The organism is Acidovorax sp. Root275 (assembly GCF_001428965.1).
Classification (GTDB): domain Bacteria; phylum Pseudomonadota; class Gammaproteobacteria; order Burkholderiales; family Burkholderiaceae_C; genus Acidovorax; species Acidovorax radicis.
Genome location: NZ_LMJH01000008.1, coordinates 342,268 through 362,707, shown reverse-complemented (window position 1 = coordinate 362,707; position 20,440 = coordinate 342,268). Strand labels below are relative to the sequence as shown.

General features: G+C 68.4%; 16 protein-coding genes and 1 tRNA gene. 5 read left to right on the top strand and 12 right to left on the bottom strand.

Annotated features, from left to right (window positions below; all coding sequences use genetic code 11):
* The first annotated feature begins 11 nt into the window (after positions 1-11).
* A complete protein-coding gene (locus tag ASE52_RS11750) occupies positions 12-4,469 on the top strand; it encodes a translocation/assembly module TamB domain-containing protein (RefSeq protein ID WP_057227188.1) in 4,458 nt (1,485 codons plus the stop codon).
* Between the two features lie 54 nt (positions 4,470-4,523).
* A tRNA-Arg gene (locus tag ASE52_RS11745) sits at positions 4,524-4,598 on the top strand.
* Positions 4,599-4,728: 130 nt separating this feature from the next.
* Here the strand turns inward: ASE52_RS11745 and ASE52_RS11740 are convergent.
* Positions 4,729-5,106, bottom strand: coding sequence for a hypothetical protein (locus ASE52_RS11740; RefSeq protein WP_057226290.1), 378 nt, complete (start codon positions 5,104-5,106; stop codon positions 4,729-4,731).
* A gap of 188 nt (positions 5,107-5,294) precedes the next feature.
* Here ASE52_RS11740 and ASE52_RS11735 point away from each other — a divergent pair, with 188 nt between their 5' ends.
* Positions 5,295-6,122, top strand: coding sequence for a hypothetical protein (locus ASE52_RS11735; RefSeq protein WP_057226288.1), 828 nt, complete (start codon positions 5,295-5,297; stop codon positions 6,120-6,122).
* Between the two features lie 39 nt (positions 6,123-6,161).
* Here ASE52_RS11735 and ASE52_RS11730 read toward each other — a convergent pair whose 3' ends face one another.
* Together ASE52_RS11730 and ASE52_RS11725 are read right to left on the bottom strand one after the other, a co-directional pair.
* Entirely contained in the window at positions 6,162-6,383 is a 222-nt protein-coding gene (locus ASE52_RS11730) for a hypothetical protein (RefSeq protein WP_010459420.1), read from the bottom strand.
* Positions 6,384-6,527: 144 nt separating this feature from the next.
* Positions 6,528-7,418, bottom strand: coding sequence for a DMT family transporter (locus ASE52_RS11725; protein WP_057226286.1), 891 nt, complete (start codon positions 7,416-7,418; stop codon positions 6,528-6,530).
* A gap of 97 nt (positions 7,419-7,515) precedes the next feature.
* Between ASE52_RS11725 and ASE52_RS11720 the strand changes: the two genes are divergently transcribed.
* Complete coding sequence (locus ASE52_RS11720; protein ID WP_057226284.1) at positions 7,516-8,007, top strand: Lrp/AsnC family transcriptional regulator; 492 nt, start codon at positions 7,516-7,518, stop codon at positions 8,005-8,007.
* A gap of 3 nt (positions 8,008-8,010) precedes the next feature.
* Here the strand turns inward: ASE52_RS11720 and ASE52_RS11715 are convergent, their stop codons facing one another.
* From ASE52_RS11715 to ASE52_RS11705, 3 genes are all read right to left on the bottom strand, one after another.
* Positions 8,011-9,003, bottom strand: a complete 993-nt coding sequence (locus ASE52_RS11715; protein ID WP_057226282.1) for a 2-dehydropantoate 2-reductase — start codon at positions 9,001-9,003, stop codon at positions 8,011-8,013.
* Positions 9,004-9,244: 241 nt separating this feature from the next.
* Positions 9,245-10,585, bottom strand: a complete 1,341-nt coding sequence (locus tag ASE52_RS11710; protein WP_057226280.1) for an ATP-binding protein — start codon at positions 10,583-10,585, stop codon at positions 9,245-9,247.
* Entirely contained in the window at positions 10,582-11,241 is a 660-nt protein-coding gene (locus ASE52_RS11705; protein WP_057226278.1) for a response regulator transcription factor, read from the bottom strand. The genes ASE52_RS11710 and ASE52_RS11705 overlap by 4 nt, the downstream gene beginning before the upstream one ends.
* 192 nt (positions 11,242-11,433) lie before the next feature.
* Here ASE52_RS11705 and ASE52_RS11700 point away from each other — a divergent pair, with 192 nt between their 5' ends.
* Positions 11,434-12,462, top strand: coding sequence for an ABC transporter substrate-binding protein (locus ASE52_RS11700; RefSeq protein ID WP_057226277.1), 1,029 nt, complete (start codon positions 11,434-11,436; stop codon positions 12,460-12,462).
* A 51-nt stretch (positions 12,463-12,513) separates the two neighbouring features.
* Here the strand turns inward: ASE52_RS11700 and ASE52_RS11695 are convergent, their stop codons facing one another.
* From ASE52_RS11695 to ASE52_RS11670, 6 genes are all read right to left on the bottom strand, one after another.
* Positions 12,514-14,034, bottom strand: a complete 1,521-nt coding sequence (locus tag ASE52_RS11695; RefSeq protein ID WP_010459432.1) for a DegQ family serine endoprotease — start codon at positions 14,032-14,034, stop codon at positions 12,514-12,516.
* Positions 14,035-14,178: 144 nt separating this feature from the next.
* Positions 14,179-15,168, bottom strand: coding sequence for a hypothetical protein (locus ASE52_RS11690; RefSeq protein ID WP_057226275.1), 990 nt, complete (start codon positions 15,166-15,168; stop codon positions 14,179-14,181).
* A gap of 76 nt (positions 15,169-15,244) precedes the next feature.
* Positions 15,245-16,357, bottom strand: a complete 1,113-nt coding sequence (locus ASE52_RS11685) for an aldose epimerase family protein (RefSeq protein WP_057226273.1) — start codon at positions 16,355-16,357, stop codon at positions 15,245-15,247.
* 10 nt (positions 16,358-16,367) lie between these two features.
* Positions 16,368-17,303: a DMT family transporter gene (locus ASE52_RS11680; RefSeq protein ID WP_057226271.1), complete on the bottom strand. Its 936-nt coding sequence runs from the start codon at positions 17,301-17,303 to the stop codon at positions 16,368-16,370.
* A gap of 83 nt (positions 17,304-17,386) precedes the next feature.
* Complete coding sequence (gene garD, locus ASE52_RS11675; protein WP_241776983.1) at positions 17,387-18,961, bottom strand: galactarate dehydratase; 1,575 nt, start codon at positions 18,959-18,961, stop codon at positions 17,387-17,389.
* A 176-nt stretch (positions 18,962-19,137) separates the two neighbouring features.
* A complete protein-coding gene (locus tag ASE52_RS11670) occupies positions 19,138-20,430 on the bottom strand; it encodes a TRAP transporter large permease (RefSeq protein WP_010459442.1) in 1,293 nt (430 codons plus the stop codon).
* Positions 20,431-20,440 lie beyond the last annotated feature (10 nt).

Here is a 20,440-nt window from a genome sequence, read left to right as displayed (position 1 = left end):
ACGGTCAACCCATGCCCCCCCACTCCCCGACACCCCGCGCCCGCTCCTCTGACTTCAGCGCAGGGGCGTCGCCCAGCCACCAGGGTGGCCCGGGCCCTTCGCCGCGCCGTGGCCGCCGTGTGCTGCGTGCACTGGGCTGGCTGTTGGTGGCAGTGATTGCGCTGCTGATTGCCGCAGCCGCTGCCGTGTGGTGGTGGGCTGGCAGCAACACATCGCTGGCCCTGGCGCTGGCGCGCGCGGCGCAGTACCTGCCCGCCAACCAGCAACTGGAGAGCCGCGAGGTCACTGGGTCGCTGCGCAGCGGCGGGCGCATTGGCTGGCTGCGCTGGCGCAGCCCCGGTCTGTCCGTCGAGGTGACCGACATCCGCCTGGGCTGGCAGCTGGCCCCCTTGCTGCAACGCCGCCTGGAGCTGGGCGAAGTGCATGCCGCGCGCGTGCAGATCACGCCGCTGGCCAGCCCGGCCGGCGCAGAACCGCCCACGCCCCTGACCCAGCTGGTGCTGCCCTTGCACATCGGTGTGCCGTTCCGCGTGGACCAGCTGCAATGGGCAGGCGCCCCGGCCGTGGAAGCCCGGGGCCTGGCCGGCGACTACCGCTTTGACGGGCAGGAGCACCGCCTGAACATCGGCAGCCTGGAGCTGGCCCAAGGCCAATACACCGCGCGGCTGACGCTGCAGGCCCAGGCCCCCATGGCGCTGAACGCCACCGTGGACGGCACGGTGCGCGCCGCCGTGCCCGGTGGCACCACCGCCATGCGGGTGGGCGCACACGCCACGCTGCAAGGCACGCTGGCCACCGCGGCGGCGCAACTGCAACTGCAGGCGCGCATCAGCCCCACCACGGCCCAGGCGGAGCCCCCGCCAACGCCCTCGCCCCCTGCCAAATCCCCCTCCACCAAATCTGCAGCACCACCACCGACGCCCCCCGCCGCAGAACCCATGCAGGCCGACGTGCAGGCCACGCTGGCCCCGTGGTCCGCGCAGCCCCTGCAGTCGGCCCAGGCCACGTTGCGTGCCGTCAACCTGGCGGCCCTGTGGCCCCAGGCCCCGGTCACCCGGCTGCATGGCACCGTGCACGCGGGGCCCACCGGGGGGGCCGCCCCAGCGGGCAACGGTTGGGCCCTGCAGGCACAGCTGCGCAACGAACTGGCAGGCCCCTGGGACCAGGCCCGCCTGCCCATCACCGCCCTGCAAGCCGACGCGAACTACGACGGCACACGCTGGGCGGTGCCCGGCGCGACTGTGAATGCAGGCACCGGCGCAGTCACCCTGCAAGGCAGCTACAACCCCGCCACCGGCGCGCTGGAGGGCCAGGCCGAACTGCGCAACCTGCGCCCAGACGCCCTGCACACCGCGTGGGCGGCCGCCCCGCTGGCGGGCCGCGTGGGTGCGCAGATGCAGGGCGATGTGGTGCGTTTTACAGCAGACATCCGGGCCACCGGCCCCGCCGCTTCTGCGCCTGTCAAAACCGCTCCCAACCGCCCCGTACTGCTGCGCATCAACATGCTCACCGCACAAGGCAGCTGGCAGCCTGCTTCGCCCACCCAGACCGGCGGCACCTTGCAGCTGGATCGTCTGCTGCTGGACGCTTTGCAAGCCCGCGTCGAAGCCATCCAGCTGCGCGTGGCACCCGGCGATTTGTCGGGCCAGGGCCAGATCACGCTGACCGCGCCTGGCGCCACAGCGCGCGCACAGGGCAGCATGGCACCCCAAGCGGGCGCAGGCGACCTGCAAGTGCAATGGACCGACGTGGACCAGACCCAGCGCTGGCTGGCAACCCTGCCGCTGGTGGGCACCCGCCTGCAAGAAGCCCTGCAGGGCGCCACCGCCAAGGGCGCAGCGCAGCTGACCGCCCGGTGGAAAGGTGGCTGGCAAACACTGGCCCGGCAACTGCAAGCCGCCACCGCTACAAACGCCCATGCCAACGCCAGCCGCGCGGGCGGCACACCGCCCTCGGACAAGGCCACCTTCGAGCTGCAAGCCGCCCTCTCCACCCCGCAACTGGACCTGTCACTGCCCCCCGGCAAAGGCGCAGGCGGCGGCGCCACCGCCGTGCAACTGCGCGCCGTGAAGACCGAACTCTCCGGCACCCTGGCGCAGGCCACGCTGGCACTGGACGGCGAAGCCCGCCTGAACGCCTCCCAGCCCCAGCAGATGCAGCGGCTGGCCCTGCAAACCCGCGCCACGGGCGGGCTGACCACATCCACGCAAGGGGCGCAGGTGCAGATCAGCGAACTGCGGCTGGTGGCGCAAGACGCTGCACGCCCCGGCCCCTGGACGCTGCAACTGGCCGATCCCTTGTCCCTCACCGCGCGCGCCGCCCCCGGCCCCGGCGCGTCGTCAGCAGCGGGCTACACCGTGCAGGCCTCGGCAGGCCAGGCCCGCCTGACCGGCCCCCTGCCCGGCACCGCAACGCTGCGGTGGCAACCCCTGCGCGTGGCCACTGGCGCGAACCCGGTGCAACTGCAAACCCAGGGCACCCTGCAGGGCCTGCCCATGGCCTGGGTCGATGCCCTGGGCCTGGGTAACACCCCGGCCGCCGCTGGCCGTCCTGCCCAGCCGCTGCTTGCCCGCATGGGGCTGGCCACCAGCATCGTGCTGGACGGGCAATGGAACGTGGACAACACCCAAGGCCCCCTGCGCGCCAGCGCCAGCCTGCGCCGGGCCAGTGGCGACCTGCGCATCCTGGCGGGCGACGCCACCGCCATCACCGCCGTGCAAAGCAGCGGCCAGGGCACGGGCGCGGGCGCCACGGCGGTGATCACCACCGAGGCCTCGGCCAACCCATCGGCCCTAGGTGCGGCATCAGGTGCTGCATCCGGTGCAGGGGCAGGCACCGCCGCCGGTGTGCGCCAGGCCGAAATCACCGTCGAGATCGAAGGCGAGGCCCTGCGCGCCCAACTGGCCTGGGCGAGCGACCGGGCCGGCGAGGTGCAGGCCAACGTCAGCACCCGCCTCACACCCGGAGCGCCCGGCGCCCCCGCCGCTGCGGGCGCCAGCCCCTCCTCGTCCGTCAATTCTTCGCCCGCCATGTCCTCACCCTTCACCTGGGCTCCGGATGCGCCACTGGCCGGCACCCTGCGCGCGCGCCTGCCCGACGTGGGCGTGTGGTCGGCCCTGGCCCCGCCCGGCTGGCGTGTGCGCGGTACGCTGGACGCCAGCGCCACGTTGTCAGGCACCCGCAATGCGCCACGCTGGGCCGGCACGCTGGGCGCCGACGACATGGCCGTGCGCTCCGTGGTCGATGGCGTGGACCTGCAGGGCGGCCGCCTGCGTGCCACGCTGCAAGGCAACCAGCTCAGCATCACCGAGTTCCGCCTGCAGGGCGGGCGCGGCAGCGGCGCGCGCATTGCAGGTTTCAGCGGCAACCGCACGGCCGCCCCGCAGGACGGCGGCACGCTCACCGCCACCGGCCGCGTGAACTGGGGCGACAGCGCTACAGCTACCAAGGGCCTGTCAGGCATCACCATGTCACTGCAGGCCGAGGCCAAGGCCCTGCAAGTGCTGGTGCGCGCCGACCGGCAGATCAGCGTGTCGGGCCAGCTGCAGGCGCAGCTTCAGCAAGGCCAGATCAGCCTGCGCGGCAAGCTCACCACCGACCGCGCCACCATCATCCTGCCCGACGAAACCGCGCCCAGCCTGGGCTCGGACGTGGTCGTGCGCTCTGCCGCCAAGGACCGCGAAGACCAGGCCAAGGCCCAGGCCGCCGCCAAGGCCAACCAGGTGGCAGCACAGGCCGAAACCGCCAAGCCGCCCGACATTGCCATCACCCTCAACCTGGGGCGCGACTTTGCGCTGCATGGCCACGGCATCACCACGCGGCTGACAGGCGAGGTGGACATCCGCAGCAGCGCCGTGCCCAGCGCCCCGCCCCGCGTGACCGGCGAGGTCCGCACCGACGAAGGCCGCTACCGCGCCTGGGGCCAGATGCTGGACGTGGAGACGGGCCTGATCCGCTTCAACGGCCCCTACAACAACCCCTCGCTCGACATCCTGGCCCTGCGCCCCAACATCAGCGTGCGCGCGGGCGTGCAGGTCACCGGCAGCGCCCAGGCGCCACGCGTCAAGCTCTATTCCGACCCCGAGCTGCCCGATGCCGAAAAGCTCTCGTGGGTGGTGCTGGGCCGCAACGCCTCCGTCGGCGGCGCCGAAGCCGCCGTGATGCAGCAAGCCGCCCTGGCCCTGCTGGGCCGCAAGGGCGGCGGCAACACCAGCGCCAACATCGCCAGCCGCATCGGCCTGGACGAGATCGGCTTTCGCAGCGCCACCGCGGGTGAAGACGCCAGCGCCGCCGCCCTCACCTTCGGCAAGCGACTGTCCAAGGATTTGTATGTGACCTACGAGCGCAGCCTATCGGGCACGCTGGGCACGCTGTACATCTTCTACGACCTCTCCCGCCGCCTCACGCTGCGCGGGCAGACCGGCGAGAAGAGTGCGGTGGACATCATTTACACCGTGAAGTACGACTGAGGCCCTGCCTCTGGGAAGGCCCCCGCACGCCACTACAATGCGCGGCTGTCTCGCCTCCTCGTAGTTCAATGGATAGAACGAGTGCCTCCTAAGCGCTAGATACAGGTTCGATTCCTGTCGAGGGGACCAAATTTATAGCCAAATGGCCCCTAGCGCTTAATGGATAAGCGCTAGCAGCTATCAAAAAAGAAGCAGTTCAGTGACCGGCATTTCCAGTGCGTGCGGTAGGGCCTGCAGCCACGCGAAAGCCCGCCGCCCCTCAGCTTCTTGAACCGTCTTTGCGCACGCCGCTGCCGGAAGTCGCCTTAGCTGCCTCTCCAGCATCTTCGGTCTTGACCGCCGTACCAGCAGCCGCGCCGCCCAGCGCCCCGGCAATACCGCCCAAGGTGCCCCCAACGACCACGCCCACCGGGCCGGCGACCGCAACGCCCACCGCCGCGCCAGCAGCCGCGCCCGCCATCATGCCGCCGCCCACCAGCACGGAATGGGCCTCGCGATCGGCCTCTTCAGGCTCCAGGGCGGTTTGTGCCCCTGGCCGCGGGTCTTGCGACGGAATGCCGTAGCCGGGGCGGGCTTGTTCGGCCAGGTCCTCATCAACAGGCAGGGAGCCCGGACTGGAAATAGTGGATGGATGCATGTGCGTCTCCTGAGAAGGTGGCCGACGAAACAAACAGGGTTTCATCTCCATCTCTTTTAGGGCCCGCTCCCCTCCTTGGACGCCAGCCTGCAGACCGTGAGGCTGTCGGACAATGCCCGGTGCCCACGCAGACGCAGACACACAGCTTCCCAAGTCAATACGCCACTTACCCGCCTAAGATCAAGCCTATGTCGGCATCCCCTTCCCCCTCCACCGTCCCTTTTGCCCCCCAGCCATCCGCCGGCGCACTGGCGCAGGCGCTGGGGCTGCCCGTCTTTGCCCCGCACTGGCACATGCCGCAGTACCCCGACGGGGCGGTGGGGCCGTGGCAGATGAAGCGCACCGGCGTGGGGCTGGACCGTGGGTACCACAGCGGCCCGTGTGTCACATCGGGATCGACGGTGCTGATGCGGCAAGGCGCTGCGGGCGGGTGGGAAACCTGGATGTCGCTGTCGCCGATGGAGATCGAAAGCCAGGAACTGGCCTGCCACCACGCGCGGGGCCACACGGTGGTGATGGGCCTGGGCATGGGCTGGGTCGCGGCGAACATGGCACTGCAGCCCTCGGTGGAGCGCGTGACCGTGGTGGAGCGGGATGGAGACGTGCTGGAGCTGTTTCGCCGTTGCCTCGTGCTGGAGGGGCTCCCGGAGTCCGCAGCGCGCAAGGTAGAGCTGGTGCAGGCCGACGCGCTGCAGTGGCAACCTCAAGGCGCGCCCGTGGATTTTTTGTATGCCGACATCTGGCTGAACCTGGCCGAGCCACAAACCCTGGCCGAGGTGCAGCGCATGCAGGCCAACGTGCTCGCCACGCAGGTGTACTTCTGGGGGCAGGAGCTGGTGCTGGGTGCCATGGCCTGCGCCCAGGCAGAGCCCAATACACCCGCCTGGGCCGGTGCTGTAGACCGCGCTGTGCGCGAGACGGGTTTGCCCCTGCTGGCGCAGGCTGAGGAAGGCTATGCCAACCTCATTGCACGGGTGTTGCAGTTGCGCCAAGGCCGCCAACCCAACGCTGGCTGACTGGCTGACAGCCCGGCCAGGGGCGCCGGGTTGCTTGCGCTATTTGGTGAGCCACTTGCGCTGTGCGCGCGGCTGTATGGTGATGTCCACGCTCTGGTGCACGGCAGGCTGGCCGCTGGCGGTGTCGGTTTCCACCACATCTTCCAGATCGATGTCCTTGACCTCTGAATGGGTCGCTTCTTCCAGGTCTGCCAGGATGGCGCTGACTTTGCGTTCAGCCTCATCGACCTCGGATTGTGGCAACGGCGAAATGCGCATCATGGGCGGCTCCTGTGAGATAGACCCATTCTGGCCGTGGAGCATGCGCTGCGCGTGTCATCCTTTGCCCACGCCGGGGTGTCAGCGCGAAGGCCATCCTTGGCGGGTCTTGATCTGCCCAGGCGGGCGCGATGGCACCGGGCGCCTTCAGGCTGGCTGCGGCGCCGCGCGGTCGGTGCCCTGGGGCCGGCCGGCGGTCATGGCACTGCCCATCGACGCCGCCACGATGCAGCCAATGGCCAGCCACTGGATGGCGCTCAGGTGCTCGCCCAGCAGCACCAGGGCCAGCACGGCGGCCACCGCAGGCTCCATGCTGATCATGATTCCGAAGGCCTCCTTGGGCAGGCGCTTCAAGGCCATCATTTCGAGCGAGATCGGGATCGCGCTGGAGACCGCCGCCACCGCCACGCCGATGAGCAGCACCGTGGGCGACAGCAGCGCAGCGCCCGCATGCGCCACACCCACCGGCACCACCACCAGCGCCGCCACCAGCAAGCCCAGCGACACCGAATGCCCCGCGTGCAGATGCCCAGCACGTTTGCCAAACACGATGTACAGCGCCCAGAACACCGCTGCGCCCAGCGCGTACAAAACCCCCACCGGGTCCAGCGTGCTGCCATTGAGCCCCAGCGGCAGCAGCATGCCCAACCCGGCCATGGCCAGGGCCACCCACACAAAATCCACGGCGCGCCGTGACGACCAGATGGCCACCGCCAGCGGCCCCGAGAACTCGATGGCCACCGCCAGGCCAAACGGCAGCGTGCGCAGCGACATGTAGAACATGAGGTTCATGGCGCCGAGGGCCGCGCCATACAGCACGACCGCGCGCGCATCGGCCCGCGACAAATGCCAGCGCCAGGGCCGCCACAGCAGCAGCACCAACAAGGCCGAAAAGCCGACCCGCACCGCGGTGGTGCCCTGCGCGCCCACCACGGGAAACAGCCAGTGCTTGGCCCAGGAAGTGCCAATGCCCAACGCGGTGACGGAGCCCAGGACGGCGAGGAAGGGGAAAAAACGTTGAAAGAGAGAAGCGCTCATGCGTAAAAATATAGTTCGACCTGTGCGTGTTTTTGGCTCTGTTTGAAGGCCTTCCACGCAACTTTCACTCGCCGCCGCCCGCACACCGGAGCCATGAATGACCGCCCCCGCCGCACTCGACCGCTTTGACCTCGCCATCCTCGACATCCTGCAGACCGACAACACCACGCCCCAGCGCGTAATTGCCCAGGCGGTCAACCTGTCGGCACCCGCTGTGCAGCGTCGCATCCAGCGGCTGAAGGACAGCGGCGTGATCCGCGCCAACGTCGCCGTGCTGGACCCGGTGAAGGTGGGCAAACCGCTGACCATCGTGCTGGAGGTGCACCTGGAAAACGAGCGCCCCGACCGCACCGCCCCGCTGCGCGCGCGCATTGCCGCCGAAGACGCTGTGCAGCAGTGCTACAGCGTGACGGGCGAGGCCGACTACCTGCTGGTGGTGACCGTGGCGTCGATGGAGGACTACGAAGCGCTGACGCGGCGCCTGTTCGAGGGGGATGACAACGTGCGGCGGTTCAGGACCTCGGTGGCGCTGGGCTGCCTCAAGGCCGGGCTGCATGTGCCGCTGGACCGCACATTGCCAGACGCATGATCGTCACAGCCCCAGCATCTTGCACATCTGCACGCCCGTGAGGCGCTGGCGCGGTCCGCCCAGCAGCTCGCACATGCGGGCGTTGAGCGGTGCCTGTGCCCCATGCTGCACCGCCAGCCGCACCACCGCGCCGCTGAGCGCATCGATCTCGGTCACGCGCCCGGCCTCCAGGTCGTCCCACATCGACGAGCGGGCCGTGGCGTCGATCTGCAGCATGCGTTTGGCCAGCCGCGTGAACAGCCAGTTGGGCAGCCGCAGCACATGGGGCAGCAGCGTGGGCGACACGGCGGCGACCTGGGCGGGTGTGATGCCCGCGCGGGCCATCACGCTCAGCGCCTCGGTCTGCAGGGCGGCGAAGACACGGCGGCAGTCGCGGTCGAGCAGCTCTTGCCGCAGGGGCAGATCAGACAGCGCATTGACCGGGTTGTTCAGGTTGAGCAGCAACTTGCCCCACTGCACCGCACGGATGTCGGCGGGCAGCAACGTGGCCAGGCCTGCGGCGTTGAAGACTGGCGCGATGCGTTCGGTGACGGCATCACGCTGCAGCTGCAAGTGGCCCGCGGTGGCGCGGTGCACCTGGGCGCCACGCAGCACCACGTTGTAGGGCACCATGCCGGCCAGCACGTTCAGGCCGGGCGCCAGCGCCGCGACGCGGGCCACGTTGTCCACGCCGTTCTGCAGCGAGATCACCGGGGTGCCGGGCGCACAAGCCGTAGCCAGCTCGCGTGCGGCGGATTCGGTGACGCCGCTTTTGACGCACAGCAGGATGATGCTGTCGGCACTGGGCGCGGCGTCTGCCAGTGTGTACGCCAGTTGCAGCGCGGACACGGGCACGGTGCGGTCAAAGCCGTCCAGGTCGGACACCTTCAGGCCCTGCTGCGCGATGGGCTCCAGCGCATGCGGGCGGCCCACCAGGCACACCGTCAGGCCGTGCGCTGCCAGGCGCCCACCCACATAACAACCAATGGCGCCTGCGCCGAGAACGATGAAGTGCATGCGGTGGTGTCCTTTGACAGCGGGAGATAGGGCCCCGCGATGGATGCGGCGCCTGCGCATTGTGCGGCGACGCGCTCACGGGGCCTGGCGCAGAGGCGACGGCGTCTGCAGGCATTTTCAGCTTCAACTTTTGAAGTTTTTTGACCTCCAGCGCTTGTCTATCAAGCGTCAATAGCTATTAAATTTGAAGCATTATCAACAGACAGAACCTGCATCCAAGGGGCTTTCCCGCCACCAAGCATCAGCCAAACCGCACGGTCACCAGCAGGCCCCCCAGGCGCGGCGAAGCGCCCAGTTGCACCGTGGCGCCATGGGCCTGTGCAATGGCCTGCACGATGGCCAGGCCCAGGCCGCTGCCGGGGGCGCCTTCCGAGGTTTCGCGCACAAAACGCAGCATCACGCGCTCGCGGTGCTCGGGGGCGATGCCGGGGCCGCTGTCTTCCACCGTGAGCACGGCGTGGTCGCCCTCCCTGCGCACCTGCAGGTCCACCTGGCCGCCGGGTGGGGTGTACTTGATCGCGTTGTCCAGCAGATTGCGCGCCAGCATGCGCAGGGCCTCGGCATTTCCGGGTACGGTGGCGGCGTCGGAGTCGAGCAGGCCCACGTCCATGCTGCGCACCTGCGCCGCGGGGGCCACGTCGGCCAGGGCCAGCTGGGCGGTGGCGCGCAGGTCCACGGGTTCGGCCGGTGTTGCGGCGGCCTCCTGCCGAGCCAGCGTCAGCAACTGTTCGACGAGGCGCGTGGCGCGGTCGATGCCGGCCGACAGGCGTTCGATGGCGGCAGCACGCGCGGCGTCGTCGCCCGCGCGCTGCAGACCCTGCAGCTGCAGGCGCAGCGCGGCCAGGGGCGAGCGAAGCTCGTGCGCGGCGTCGGCCACAAAGTGCTGCTGGGCATCGAACGCGCGCTGGACACGCTCGAACAGCAGGTTGAGTTCACTCACCAGCGGCTGCACTTCGTCGGGCAGCTGCGCATCACTCACGGGCGAGAGGTCGTCGGCCTGGCGCTGGGCCAGCTGGCGACGCACGCGTTCCACCGGGGCCAGCGACCGGCTCACGCCCCACCACACGGCCAGCACCAACAGCGGCGCCATGATGGCCAACGGCGCCAGCGTGCGCAGTGCCAGGGTGCGGGCCATGTCGCGCCGCGCGGCCATGTTCTGCGCCACCTGGATGACCTGCGAGCGCGTCTGCATCGAAAACACGCGATAGGTGCCGCCGCGCGCCTGCACATCGGTAAAGCCCAGCACGGCGATCTGCGGCAGCTCCGCGCCCACGGCGGATTCGAAAATGCGCAGGCCCTCGTTGGTCCACACCTGTACGACGAATTCGTGGTTCTCGTCCTCGGGGTCCAGCCCCGGGCCCAGGCCCTGCGCGTCCACCGGCAGGCCCGAGCGCAGCGCCAGCGCGGTCTGCTGCATGTGGTAGTCGAACAGCGTGTCGGCCTCGGCCAGTGCGCCCCGGTAGGCCAGCGCCCCCTGCACCGCACCGGCCAGCACGATGGCGGCGAGCAAAAACACCAGCAACCGCATGCGCAGTGATCGGGGAAGCAGCCCGTGGAGGGCCGGGGTGAGCTTGTAGGTCATACCTTGGGTACTAAATAGCCGACGCCGCGCACGTTGAGCAGCACCTCGGCCCCCAGCTTCTTGCGCAGGCCGTGGATGTAGACCTCCACCGCGTTGCTACTCACCTCGTCGCCCCAGCCGTAGAGCTTGTCTTCGAGCTGCTGGCGCGACAGCACCATGCCAGGCCGGGCGATGAGCGGCTCCAGCACCGCCCATTCGCGCGCCGACAGCACGACAGGAACACCCTGCACCGTGGCCTCGCGCGTGGCGGGGTTGATGCACACGCCCTTGTGTTCGTACACCGGCTCAGCCCGCCCCGCAGCGCGGCGCAGCAGGGCGCGGATGCGGGCGAGCAACTCGTCCAGGTCGTAGGGCTTGAGCACGTAGTCGTCGGCCCCGGCGTCGAGCCCCTCGATGCGATGTGCGACGGCATCGCGGGCGGTCGCCACCAGCACGGGGGTGCGGTTCTTGCGGGCACGCAGGTCGCGCAGCACGGCCAGGCCGTCGCGTTTGGGCAGGCCCAGGTCGAGCAGCACCAGGTCGTAGGGCTGGGTGCGCAGGGCGGTGTCGGCCGCATCGCCGTCACGCGCCCAGTCCACGGCGTAGTGCTCGGCACGCAGCAGGTCCAGCACGGCTTCGCCGATCATGGGGTCGTCTTCAACGAGCAGCAGGCGCATGGCAACGGGTCCAAAGGATCGGTGAAATGTAGTCCGCCAAGGATAGCGGCGGTGCCACGGCTTGCCGTGGACAGGGCCTCACGGGGGGCGCACCGTTTGTCATGTCACATCACTGCCACAATCAACGGGCGCTGGGCGAACAACCCGATCCCCGTGTCGGGCCACAAAAACAGAACGTAAGGAGCAAGAGCGATGGCATTCCACAAAATCCGGTTCATTGCTGCGGCGGCCGCGCTGGCGACCTTGTCGGCAGGCGCGCAGGCACAAGGCGTGGTCAATGCGCTGTGCAGCACCGACGCCCCTTGGTGCGAAGCCGCCGCCAAGGAGTTCACCAAAAAGACCGGCATCAAGGTCAACCAGGCGCACAAGGGTACGGGCGAAATCGCGGCGCAGCTGCGTGCCGAGGCCAACAACCCCAAGACCGACATCTGGTGGGGTGGCACGGGCGACCCGTTCCTTCAAGTGGCCGAGCAAGGTCTTCTGGCCGAATACCGCCCGGGCTATCTCCAGGATCTGCACGGCTGGAGCGTGCGCCAGTACGCGATGTCGGGGAACCAGGTGGGGGGCTTTTACAGTTCGGCCATCGGCTTTGGCTACAACACCGATACCCTCAAGAAGAAGAAACTGCCCGAGCCGCAATGCTGGGCCGATGTGATCAAGCCCGAGTACAAGGGCGAGGTGGAAATCTCGCACCCGGCCTCCAGCGGCACGGCCTACACCGTGATTGCAGGCCTGGTGCAGCTGATGGGCGAGGACAAGGCTTTCGATTACCTCAAGGCCTTGCACAAGAACACCACCACCTACACCCGCAGCGGCCAGGCGCAAGCGCCCAATGTGGCCAAGGGCGAAGTGGGGGTGGGCATCACCTTCATGTTCAACTTCGAGAAGTGGAAGGCCGACAAGTACCCGGTCAAGACCCAGGCCCCCTGCGAAGGCACCAGCTACGAGATCGGTGGCATTGCCCTGATCAAAGGTGCGCGCAACATGGAGAACGCCAAGAAGTATTACGACTGGCTGATGAGCGCCGAAGGCCAGGCCGTGGGCGCCCAGGTGGGCAGCTACCAGGTGCCGGCCAACAAGAGCTTCAAGATGGACCCGCGCATCCCGACGCTGGACAACGTCAGGCTCATCAAATACGACTTTGAAAAATACGGCAAGGCTGCCGAGCGCAGGCGCCTGATTGACCGCTGGACCAAGGAGGTGGAGGCGCTGCCGCGCTGACAGGAGCCGCCCGCCGCAAGGGCGTTGCCGACGGCAGACGCTCCTCACGGCTTACCCCAGGCGCACTGGTACAAAGATCTTGTTGCCATCGCGCTCTATCAGCAGCGCCACCGACTTGCCCGCCTTGGCCATGGCCGTGCGGACCTGGTCGATGTTCCTGGCGGGTGCGCCGTTGATGGCCAGCAGCACATCGCCCGGCTGCACACCGGCCGCCGCAGCGGGGCCACGCGCCTGTTCGATCACCAAGCCCTCGCTCACACCCACCTCGCGGCGCTCCTCGGGGTCCAGCGGGCGCAGCGACAGGCCCAGCTGGCCCTTGCCCACGGCATCGTCATTGCGCGCCTGCTTGCTGGCCTTGTCGCTGGAATCACCCAGCGTAGCGGTCAGCTCCAGCGGCTTGCCCTGGCGCCACACCGACAGCCTGGCCTGCTGCCCCGGCTGCGCCTGGCCCACCCAGGCGGGCAGGTCGCCCGAGGCCACGATGGGCTGGCCGTCCACCTGGCGGATCACGTCACCAGCCTGCAGGCCCGCCTTGTCGGCCGGGCTGCCCTTGCTGACGCTGGCGACCAGCGCACCCTCGGGTTTGTCGAGCGCGAACGATTCGGCAAACGCCTGGTTCACCTCCTGCACGGCCACGCCCAATTGCGCGTGGCGCACCTTGCCGGTGGCGACGATCTGGTCCTTGATCTTGGCGGCCAGCTCGATGGGGATGGAGAACGACACGCCCTGGTAGCCGCCCGAGCGGCTGTAGATCTGCGAGTTGATGCCCACCACCTCGCCGCGCGCATTGAACAGCGGCCCACCCGAGTTGCCGGGGTTCACGGCCACGTCGGTCTGGATGAAGGGCACCAGGCTGTCGTCGGGCAGCGAGCGGCCCTTGGCACTGACCACACCCGCCGTCACGCTGTTCTCGAAGCCAAAGGGCGAGCCGATGGCCAGCACCCATTCGCCCACCTGCAGGTCCCGCGTGCTGCCCAGGCGCACGGTGGGCAGATCCTTGGCGTCAATCTTGAGCACAGCCACGTCGGTCTTGGGGTCGGCGCCCAACACCTTCGCGCGGAATTCGCGCCGGTCGGTGAGCTTGACGGTGACATCGCTCGCACCCTTGACCACGTGGGCATTGGTCAGCACCAGGCCGTCGGGGCTGACGATAAAGCCAGAGCCCTGGCCATGCGTGGGCACGTTGGGCTGGCCCTGCGCGCCCGCGCCGGGAAAGCCGAACTGGCGGAAGAACTCGTAGAACGGATCGTTCGGATCGATCTGCGGGCCCCGGCGCTGGCGCGCGGCGGGTTGCCCTTCATCGTCGTCTTCGTCGCTGGCCATCGCCGTCTTGGTGCTGCCCGTGACACTGATGTTGACGACGGCCGGGCCGTTCTGCGCGGTGATCTGGGCAAAGCTGGGCAGCGCACCGCCGGGGGCGGCCGGGGTCTGCGCAACGATGGGCGCGGTGGGGGTCAAAGCGCGCGCCTGGTGCCCGGTGATGAGGCCCGCGCCCGTGGCGCCCACCGCCCCTGCGGCCACCAGGGCCAGGATGAGGTGGCGGGGGTTGGAGGTCAGCGTGGTCGTGTTCATGGTGTGGTGCCTTTCCAATCGGAGTTGCGATGGAGGGCAGTGTGGACACCAACACTTAGACGAAACTTAGAGGCACTCCGGGGCGCTCCGGTGGCACGGGGCGGACGCCGTGGACGGCGGGGCTCCCTGCAAAAAAAGCGCAGACTATGCGGCCCCGCGCCCCTTCTGGCTCTCGAAGTACACCACCTTGCGGGCGCGCATCACATCGCCCAGCGGGCGGTGCGCCGCCAGAGCCTGCCAGGGGTCGAACACGGCCGCCTCCACCTGCTCGGCCAGCGTGGGGTCGGCTGCAGGGTCTTGCCGGGGCAAGGTCAGCCGGGCCACGGTGGTGTAGGGCGTGGGCCAGTCCACGCTGGCGTCTTCGATGGGGGTGGTGGCCTCGTCCACAAAGGGCTGCAATTGCAAATCCCATTGCAGGTCCTGCTGGCGCAGACGGGCAGAAAACTCGGCGTTCCAATCGTCCTGCACCTGGGTGACCGGTGCGCCATTGGCGACATGGGGCACCAGCCGCACGCGCACCGCATAGGGCCCACACGCGATGGGCGCAGCACTGTGCACGGCATGCGCTGCAAAGCCGCCGAAGGGCCGGCCGAAAGTCTTGACCGTCTTGGCGATCTGCTTGGCGGCCCCCAGCAGCCCGTGGCGCTGCACCAGGAACTTGATCAACGCGCCGCCGCCATGCGAGGCCGCCACCACAAAGTCCACGAACTCGCCGCTTTGGGGAAAGGCGAACTTCTCCTGGTTGATGAGCGTGAAGTCCTGGCTTTTGGCGGGCCCATTGCCCAGGGCGGAATCGCCCTGCACGCCCAACACGCTGAACGAAAAGCCCCGGATGTCAGGCTTGCGGTCGGAGGTCTTGTCCATGCCGCCATTGCTCAGCCGCACCCGCACGTCGTACTGCCCGGGCTGGGCAAACAGCCCGTGGGACGCAAATGCAGGCAGATCGCCCAGCACCTGCAGCTGGCCCCGCGCAGCGGTGAGCTGCTTGCGGTGCAAGCCCCGGCCTGTGCCGTACTTGTGCGACTTGCGCGCCTGTAGTTCGGCAAACTGGCGCGCATATCCGGCAAAGCGCTGGGCCTCGTCGGGGGCCACCACTTCTTGCCAATCGGTACTGGGGGTGTAGCTTGTGTCCATGAACGACCTCGGTTGAAAGCCAGGGGGCATGGTAGCGCGGCATGCCGAAAAACGGGCACCTCGCTGACCACTGCGCTCAGAGGCTGCGAAACCGGTACACGATCGCCCCCCGCACCATCTCCCCGGGCGCCAACCAGCGCATGGGAAAGGCGGCGTGGTTGGGCGCATCAGGGTACTCCATGGGCTCCAGGCAGATGCCGTCGCCTGGCTGCCAGAGCCAGTCGCCCTGCCGCGCGCCACGGCCCAGGTCCCGCGCCGGGTCCGCCTTCAGGCCATGGCCCGCATAGACCTGCACACCGGGCGCTGTGCTCCAGACCTCCATCGCACGGCGGCTGCCGGGCTCGCTCAGCAGCGCGGCCAGCCGCAGGCCGGCTGGGGTGATGGATGACACGGGCGGCGCATGGGATGCATCCGCTTCGTCCAGCACCAGGTAGTGGTCCAGCCCACCGGCCAGGGCCAGTTGCTCGCTGGGCGCTGCCACTGCGTCGCCCACGCGGCGGGCCTCGCGGAAGTCGAATGGCGTGCCCAACACGCCAGCCAGCGCGCCCGTGGGGCACACGTCGGCTGCCAGCGGCACATAGCGGCTGGCGGGCACCTGCAAGGTGTGGCCGTGAGTGCTGCCACGGCCCGCCAGGTTGAAGAACGCATGCCCGGTGAGGTTCAGCATGGTGGAAGCGTGCAGCGCCTCCGCCGTCCAGGCCATGTGGAGTGCGTTGTCGGCCGTGACCTGCAGGTGAAGCTGCACGTGCACGTCACCGGGTACACCGTCGTCTTCGGTGCGAAAGGTGTGGCTCAGGGTGAGCGCATCGGCCTGCACGTCTTCGACCGCGAACACCTGAAAGCGGCTGCCCCGTGGCCCGCCATGGTGGTGGTGTGGGCCGCTGTTGGTGGGCAATTGCAGAAGCGAACCATCCGGCCGGGTGAGCTTGCCTGCGCGCAAACGCCCGGCCCAGCGCCCGATCAATGCGCCCATGGAGAGTTGCCCGTCCACGTAGCCCTGCAGGCTGTCGTAGCCCAGCGCCACATCGGCCAGGCCGCCCTGCCCGTCGGGCACCGCCACCTGCACCAGGCGGGCGCCGTAGTTGCTCACGGCCACCTGCAGGCCGCCTGCGCCGCGCAGGGTGAAAAGATCGGTGCGCTGCCCGTGCAGGTCGCGCTGAAACGCTTCGAGTGATAGGGAATAGGCCATGGCCGCAAGTCTATTTGGCAACAGGTGGCTCGGGCGTATCGCGCGTGACCAGCCAGATGCCCGCGCACACCAGCACCAGGGCCAGCAGATTCTTCCACTCCAGCAGCGCCTCGCCCAGGAACAGCGCCGACAGCGCCGCGCCGAAGATCGGCACTGTGAAGTTGAACACCGTGATCTGGCTCACGCGGTTGTGCTTGAGCAAGATGCTCCACAGCGAGAACGCGGCCGACGACAGCAGCGCCAGGTACACCAGGAGCGCGGTGGAGCCCCAGGTGAAGCCGGTGAGCGAGCCGCCCAACGCCCCGCCGATGGCCAGCAGCGCGGCGCCACCCAGCCCCAGCTGCCAGCCGGTCATGACCACCGAATCCATGCGCTGCGAGACCTGTTTGCCATAGATGCTGGCCGCAGCCAGCACCAACGCGGCGATCACCACAAAGCCCTCGCCCAGCAGCGTGAAATCCATGTCCAACGTGCCGCGCCCCAGGTTGACCACCATCACTCCGACAAAGCCCACCAGGCAGCCCCACAGCTTGGCGTGGCTCAGGCGGTCGTTGTGATAGACCCAGTGCGCCAGCAGCACGCTGAAGAAGGTGCCCGTGGCATTCATGATCGAACCCTTGACCCCTGTGGTGTACGCCAGCCCCACGTAGAAAAACACGTATTGCAGCGTGGTCTGCGCCAGCCCAAGCACTATCAGCTGCCGCCCTGCTGCAAAGCCCAGACCCCAGATGGCCTTGCGCGTGGCCACGGCCCAGGCCAGCAGGATCAGCCCCGCCCCCAGAAAGCGCCAGCCGGCGAATACCAGCTGCGAGGGAATGTCGCTCCTGGCAATGCCAAACCAGGCGTAGCCGGTCTTGATGGCAGGGTACGAGCTGCCCCACAGCAGGCAACACAGCAGCGCCAGCGCCACCACGACCTTGCGGTCGGAAAATCGGGTGTGACCCATGAGAAACGGTCTTTCAAGGACAACAGCCCTTGCAGGCAAGGGCTGTTGAAGAGGGAACACAAAGGGCCGGGGCCCGGCGGGGTTCAGGTGACGGGTGCGGGGTTGAACAGCACCAGCGCGTTGTGCAGCTTCCAGTGCTCGGCCCAGGTCTTCTTGCGGCCGCTGGCCACGTCGAGCAGCAGGCGGAACATCTCCCAGCCCAGGTCTTCGATGGTGGCTTCGCCGTCGGCGATCTTGCCGGCGTTGATGTCCATCAGGTCGTGCCAGCGGCGCGCCAGGTCACTGCGCGTGGCCACCTTGACCACGGGGCATTCGGCCAGGCCGTAGGGCGTGCCCCGGCCGGTGGTGAAGACGTGCAGGTTCATGCCGGCGGCCAGTTGCAGCGTGCCGCAGATGAAGTCGCTGGCGGGCGTGGCGGCATACACCAGGCCGCGCTGGTCGCGGCGCAGTTTTTCGCCCGGGGCCAGCACGTGCGAGATGGGCGCGGTGCCGCTCTTGATGATGGAGCCCATGGCCTTCTCGGCGATGTTGGACAAGCCACCCGCCTTGTTGCCCGGCGTGGTGTTGGCCGCGCGGTCCACGCGGCCGCGGTCCAGGTAGCGGTCGTACCAGCCCAGTTCGCGCACGATGGCTTCGGCCACCTCGGGCGTGGCTGCGCGGCTGGTGAGCTGCTCGACCGCGTCGCGCACCTCGGTGTTCTCGCTGAACATCACCGTGGCACCGGCACGCACCAGCAGGTCGGCGCAGAAACCCACGGCCGGGTTGGCGGTGACGCCCGAGAACGCATCGCTGCCGCCGCACTGCACGCCCAGCACCAGCTCGCTGGCGGGGATGGTCTCGCGGCGGCGGGCGTTCAGGCGCGTGAGGTGGGGCCTGGCGCTTTGCAGTATGTCATCCAGCATCGACATGAAGCCCACGTGGTGGTCGGCCTGCAGGCACACCGTCTCGGGGCCGAGTGCGGCGTCGCGCTCGTCGGTGATGGGGAAGCTGCCCGGGGGCAGCAGGCGGTCGGGCTGCAGCTTTTCGCAGCCCAGGCTCACCACCATGATCTCGCCGCCGAAGTTGGGGTTCAGGCTGATGTGCTTGAGCGTGCGGATGGGGATGACCGCGTCGGGCGCGTCGATGGCCACGCCGCAGCCGTAGGTGTGTTCCAGGCCGATCACGTCGTCGACGTTCGGAAACAACGGCAGCAGCTCGGTCTTGATGCGGTGCACGGCCTGCGCGACCACGCCGGCCACGCACTGCACCGTGGTGGTGATGGCCAGGATGTTGCGCGTGCCCACCGAGCCGTCCGCGTTGCGGTAGCCCTCGAAGGTGTAGCCGGTGAGGGGTTCGAGCACCGGGGGCTTCACCGTGGCCATGGGCAGGCCTTCCAGCGCGCGGGCTGCAGGCATTTGCAGTAGCCGCTCGTGCACCCAGCTGCCTGCGGGGATGTCCTTGAGCGCGTAGCCGATGGGCACGTTGTAGCGGCGCACCACGGCACCTTCAGGGATGTCTGCCAGCGCCACCTTGTGGCCCTGCGGCACCTTGTCGCGCAGCGCGATGCCTGCACCGGGCACGCCCGGCGGCAGCACGGTGCCCGCGGGCAGGCCACCGTCGTTGGCGACGATGGCGACGTTGTCTTCCGCATGCATGCGGATGGTGAGGGCTTCTCGCATCGGGTCTGTCACTTCTTTAACTTCTTGCTGGCGCTACACAGCTTGCACAAAAAATCGCGCCATGCCGCTGCCAGGGTCATCCCAGGCGCCGCGCACATGGCACTGCCTTCACATCGTCACACCCGGTGGACAAGCCAAGGCAGGGGGCCGGCTGGTTGCGGCCAGCCCCCCGCGCTTCACCCACCGCCCTTGAGCACGAGGTCCGGCAGCCACATCGAGAACTGCGGCACGTACGTCACCAGCATCAGCGCCACGATGAGCGCGCTGTAGAACGGCCAGATGGTTCTCATCACCTCGCCCACGGAGATGCCTCCGATGGTGCAGCCAATGAACTGCGTGGTCCCCACCGGCGGCGTGTTCAGCCCCAGCGCGCAGTTGATCAGGATCACGATGCCGAATTGCTCCGTGCTCATGCCGAACTGCTGGCAGATGGGCAGGAAGATCGGCGTGCAGATCAGGATGGTGGCCGCCATGTCCAGGAACGTGCCCAGGATGAACAGGATGATGTTCACGCACAGGAAGATGACCCACGGCGATGTGCTCATGGACTTGAGTGCCTCGCCGGTCAGCTCGGCCACGCCGTACAGGCCGATAAGGTAGCCGAACATCGACGAGATGCCGATCAGCAGCAGCACGGTGCCCGTGGTCTTGACGGCCTTGGAGGCGGCCTTGAGAAACTGCTCGCGGGTGAGTTTCTTGTAGACGAACACCGACAGCAGCAACGCCCAGATCACCGCCACCGAGGCGGACTCCGTCGCCGTGAACGCCCCCGACAAGATGCCCGCGATGATGATGACCACCACGGCCAGCCCGGGGACCGACGCCCGGAACGAGATCCACACGATCTCCCAGCCGGGGAACGTGCCCGATGGGTAACCGCGCTTGACGGCCACCAGGTAGGCGGCCAGCAGGTTGCACACGGTCAGCAGCAGCGCAGGCACGATGCCGGCCAGGATCAGCGCGGCAATGCTCACCTTGCCGCCGGCGGCCAGCGTGAAGATGATCAGGTTGTGCGACGTGGGCATGAGCGCGCCCACCAGCGAGGCGTGCGTGGTCACGTTGACCGCGTAGTCGGCGTGGTAGCCCTCTTTCTTCATCTGCGGGATGAGCACGGCGCCCATGGCGGACACGTCGGCCACGGGCGAGCCCGAGACGCCGCCGAACAGCGTGCAGGCCAGCACGTTGCTCATGCCCAGCCCGCCGCGCACATGGCCGGCCACGCTCTTGGCGAACACCACGATGCGGTCGGCAATGCCTCCGTACATCATGATCTCGCCCGCGAAGATGAAGAACGGAATCGCCAGGAACGAGAACGGGTTCATGCCCGAAATCATCTGCTGGAAGCCCACCGCCAGCGGCAGGCCTTCATACAGGATGGTCGCCAGTGACGACAAACCGATGGAAAAGGCCACGGGCACGCCCAGCAGCAGCAGGAGCGTGAAGGTCACGCACAGAATGGTCAACGCCATGATGGTGGAA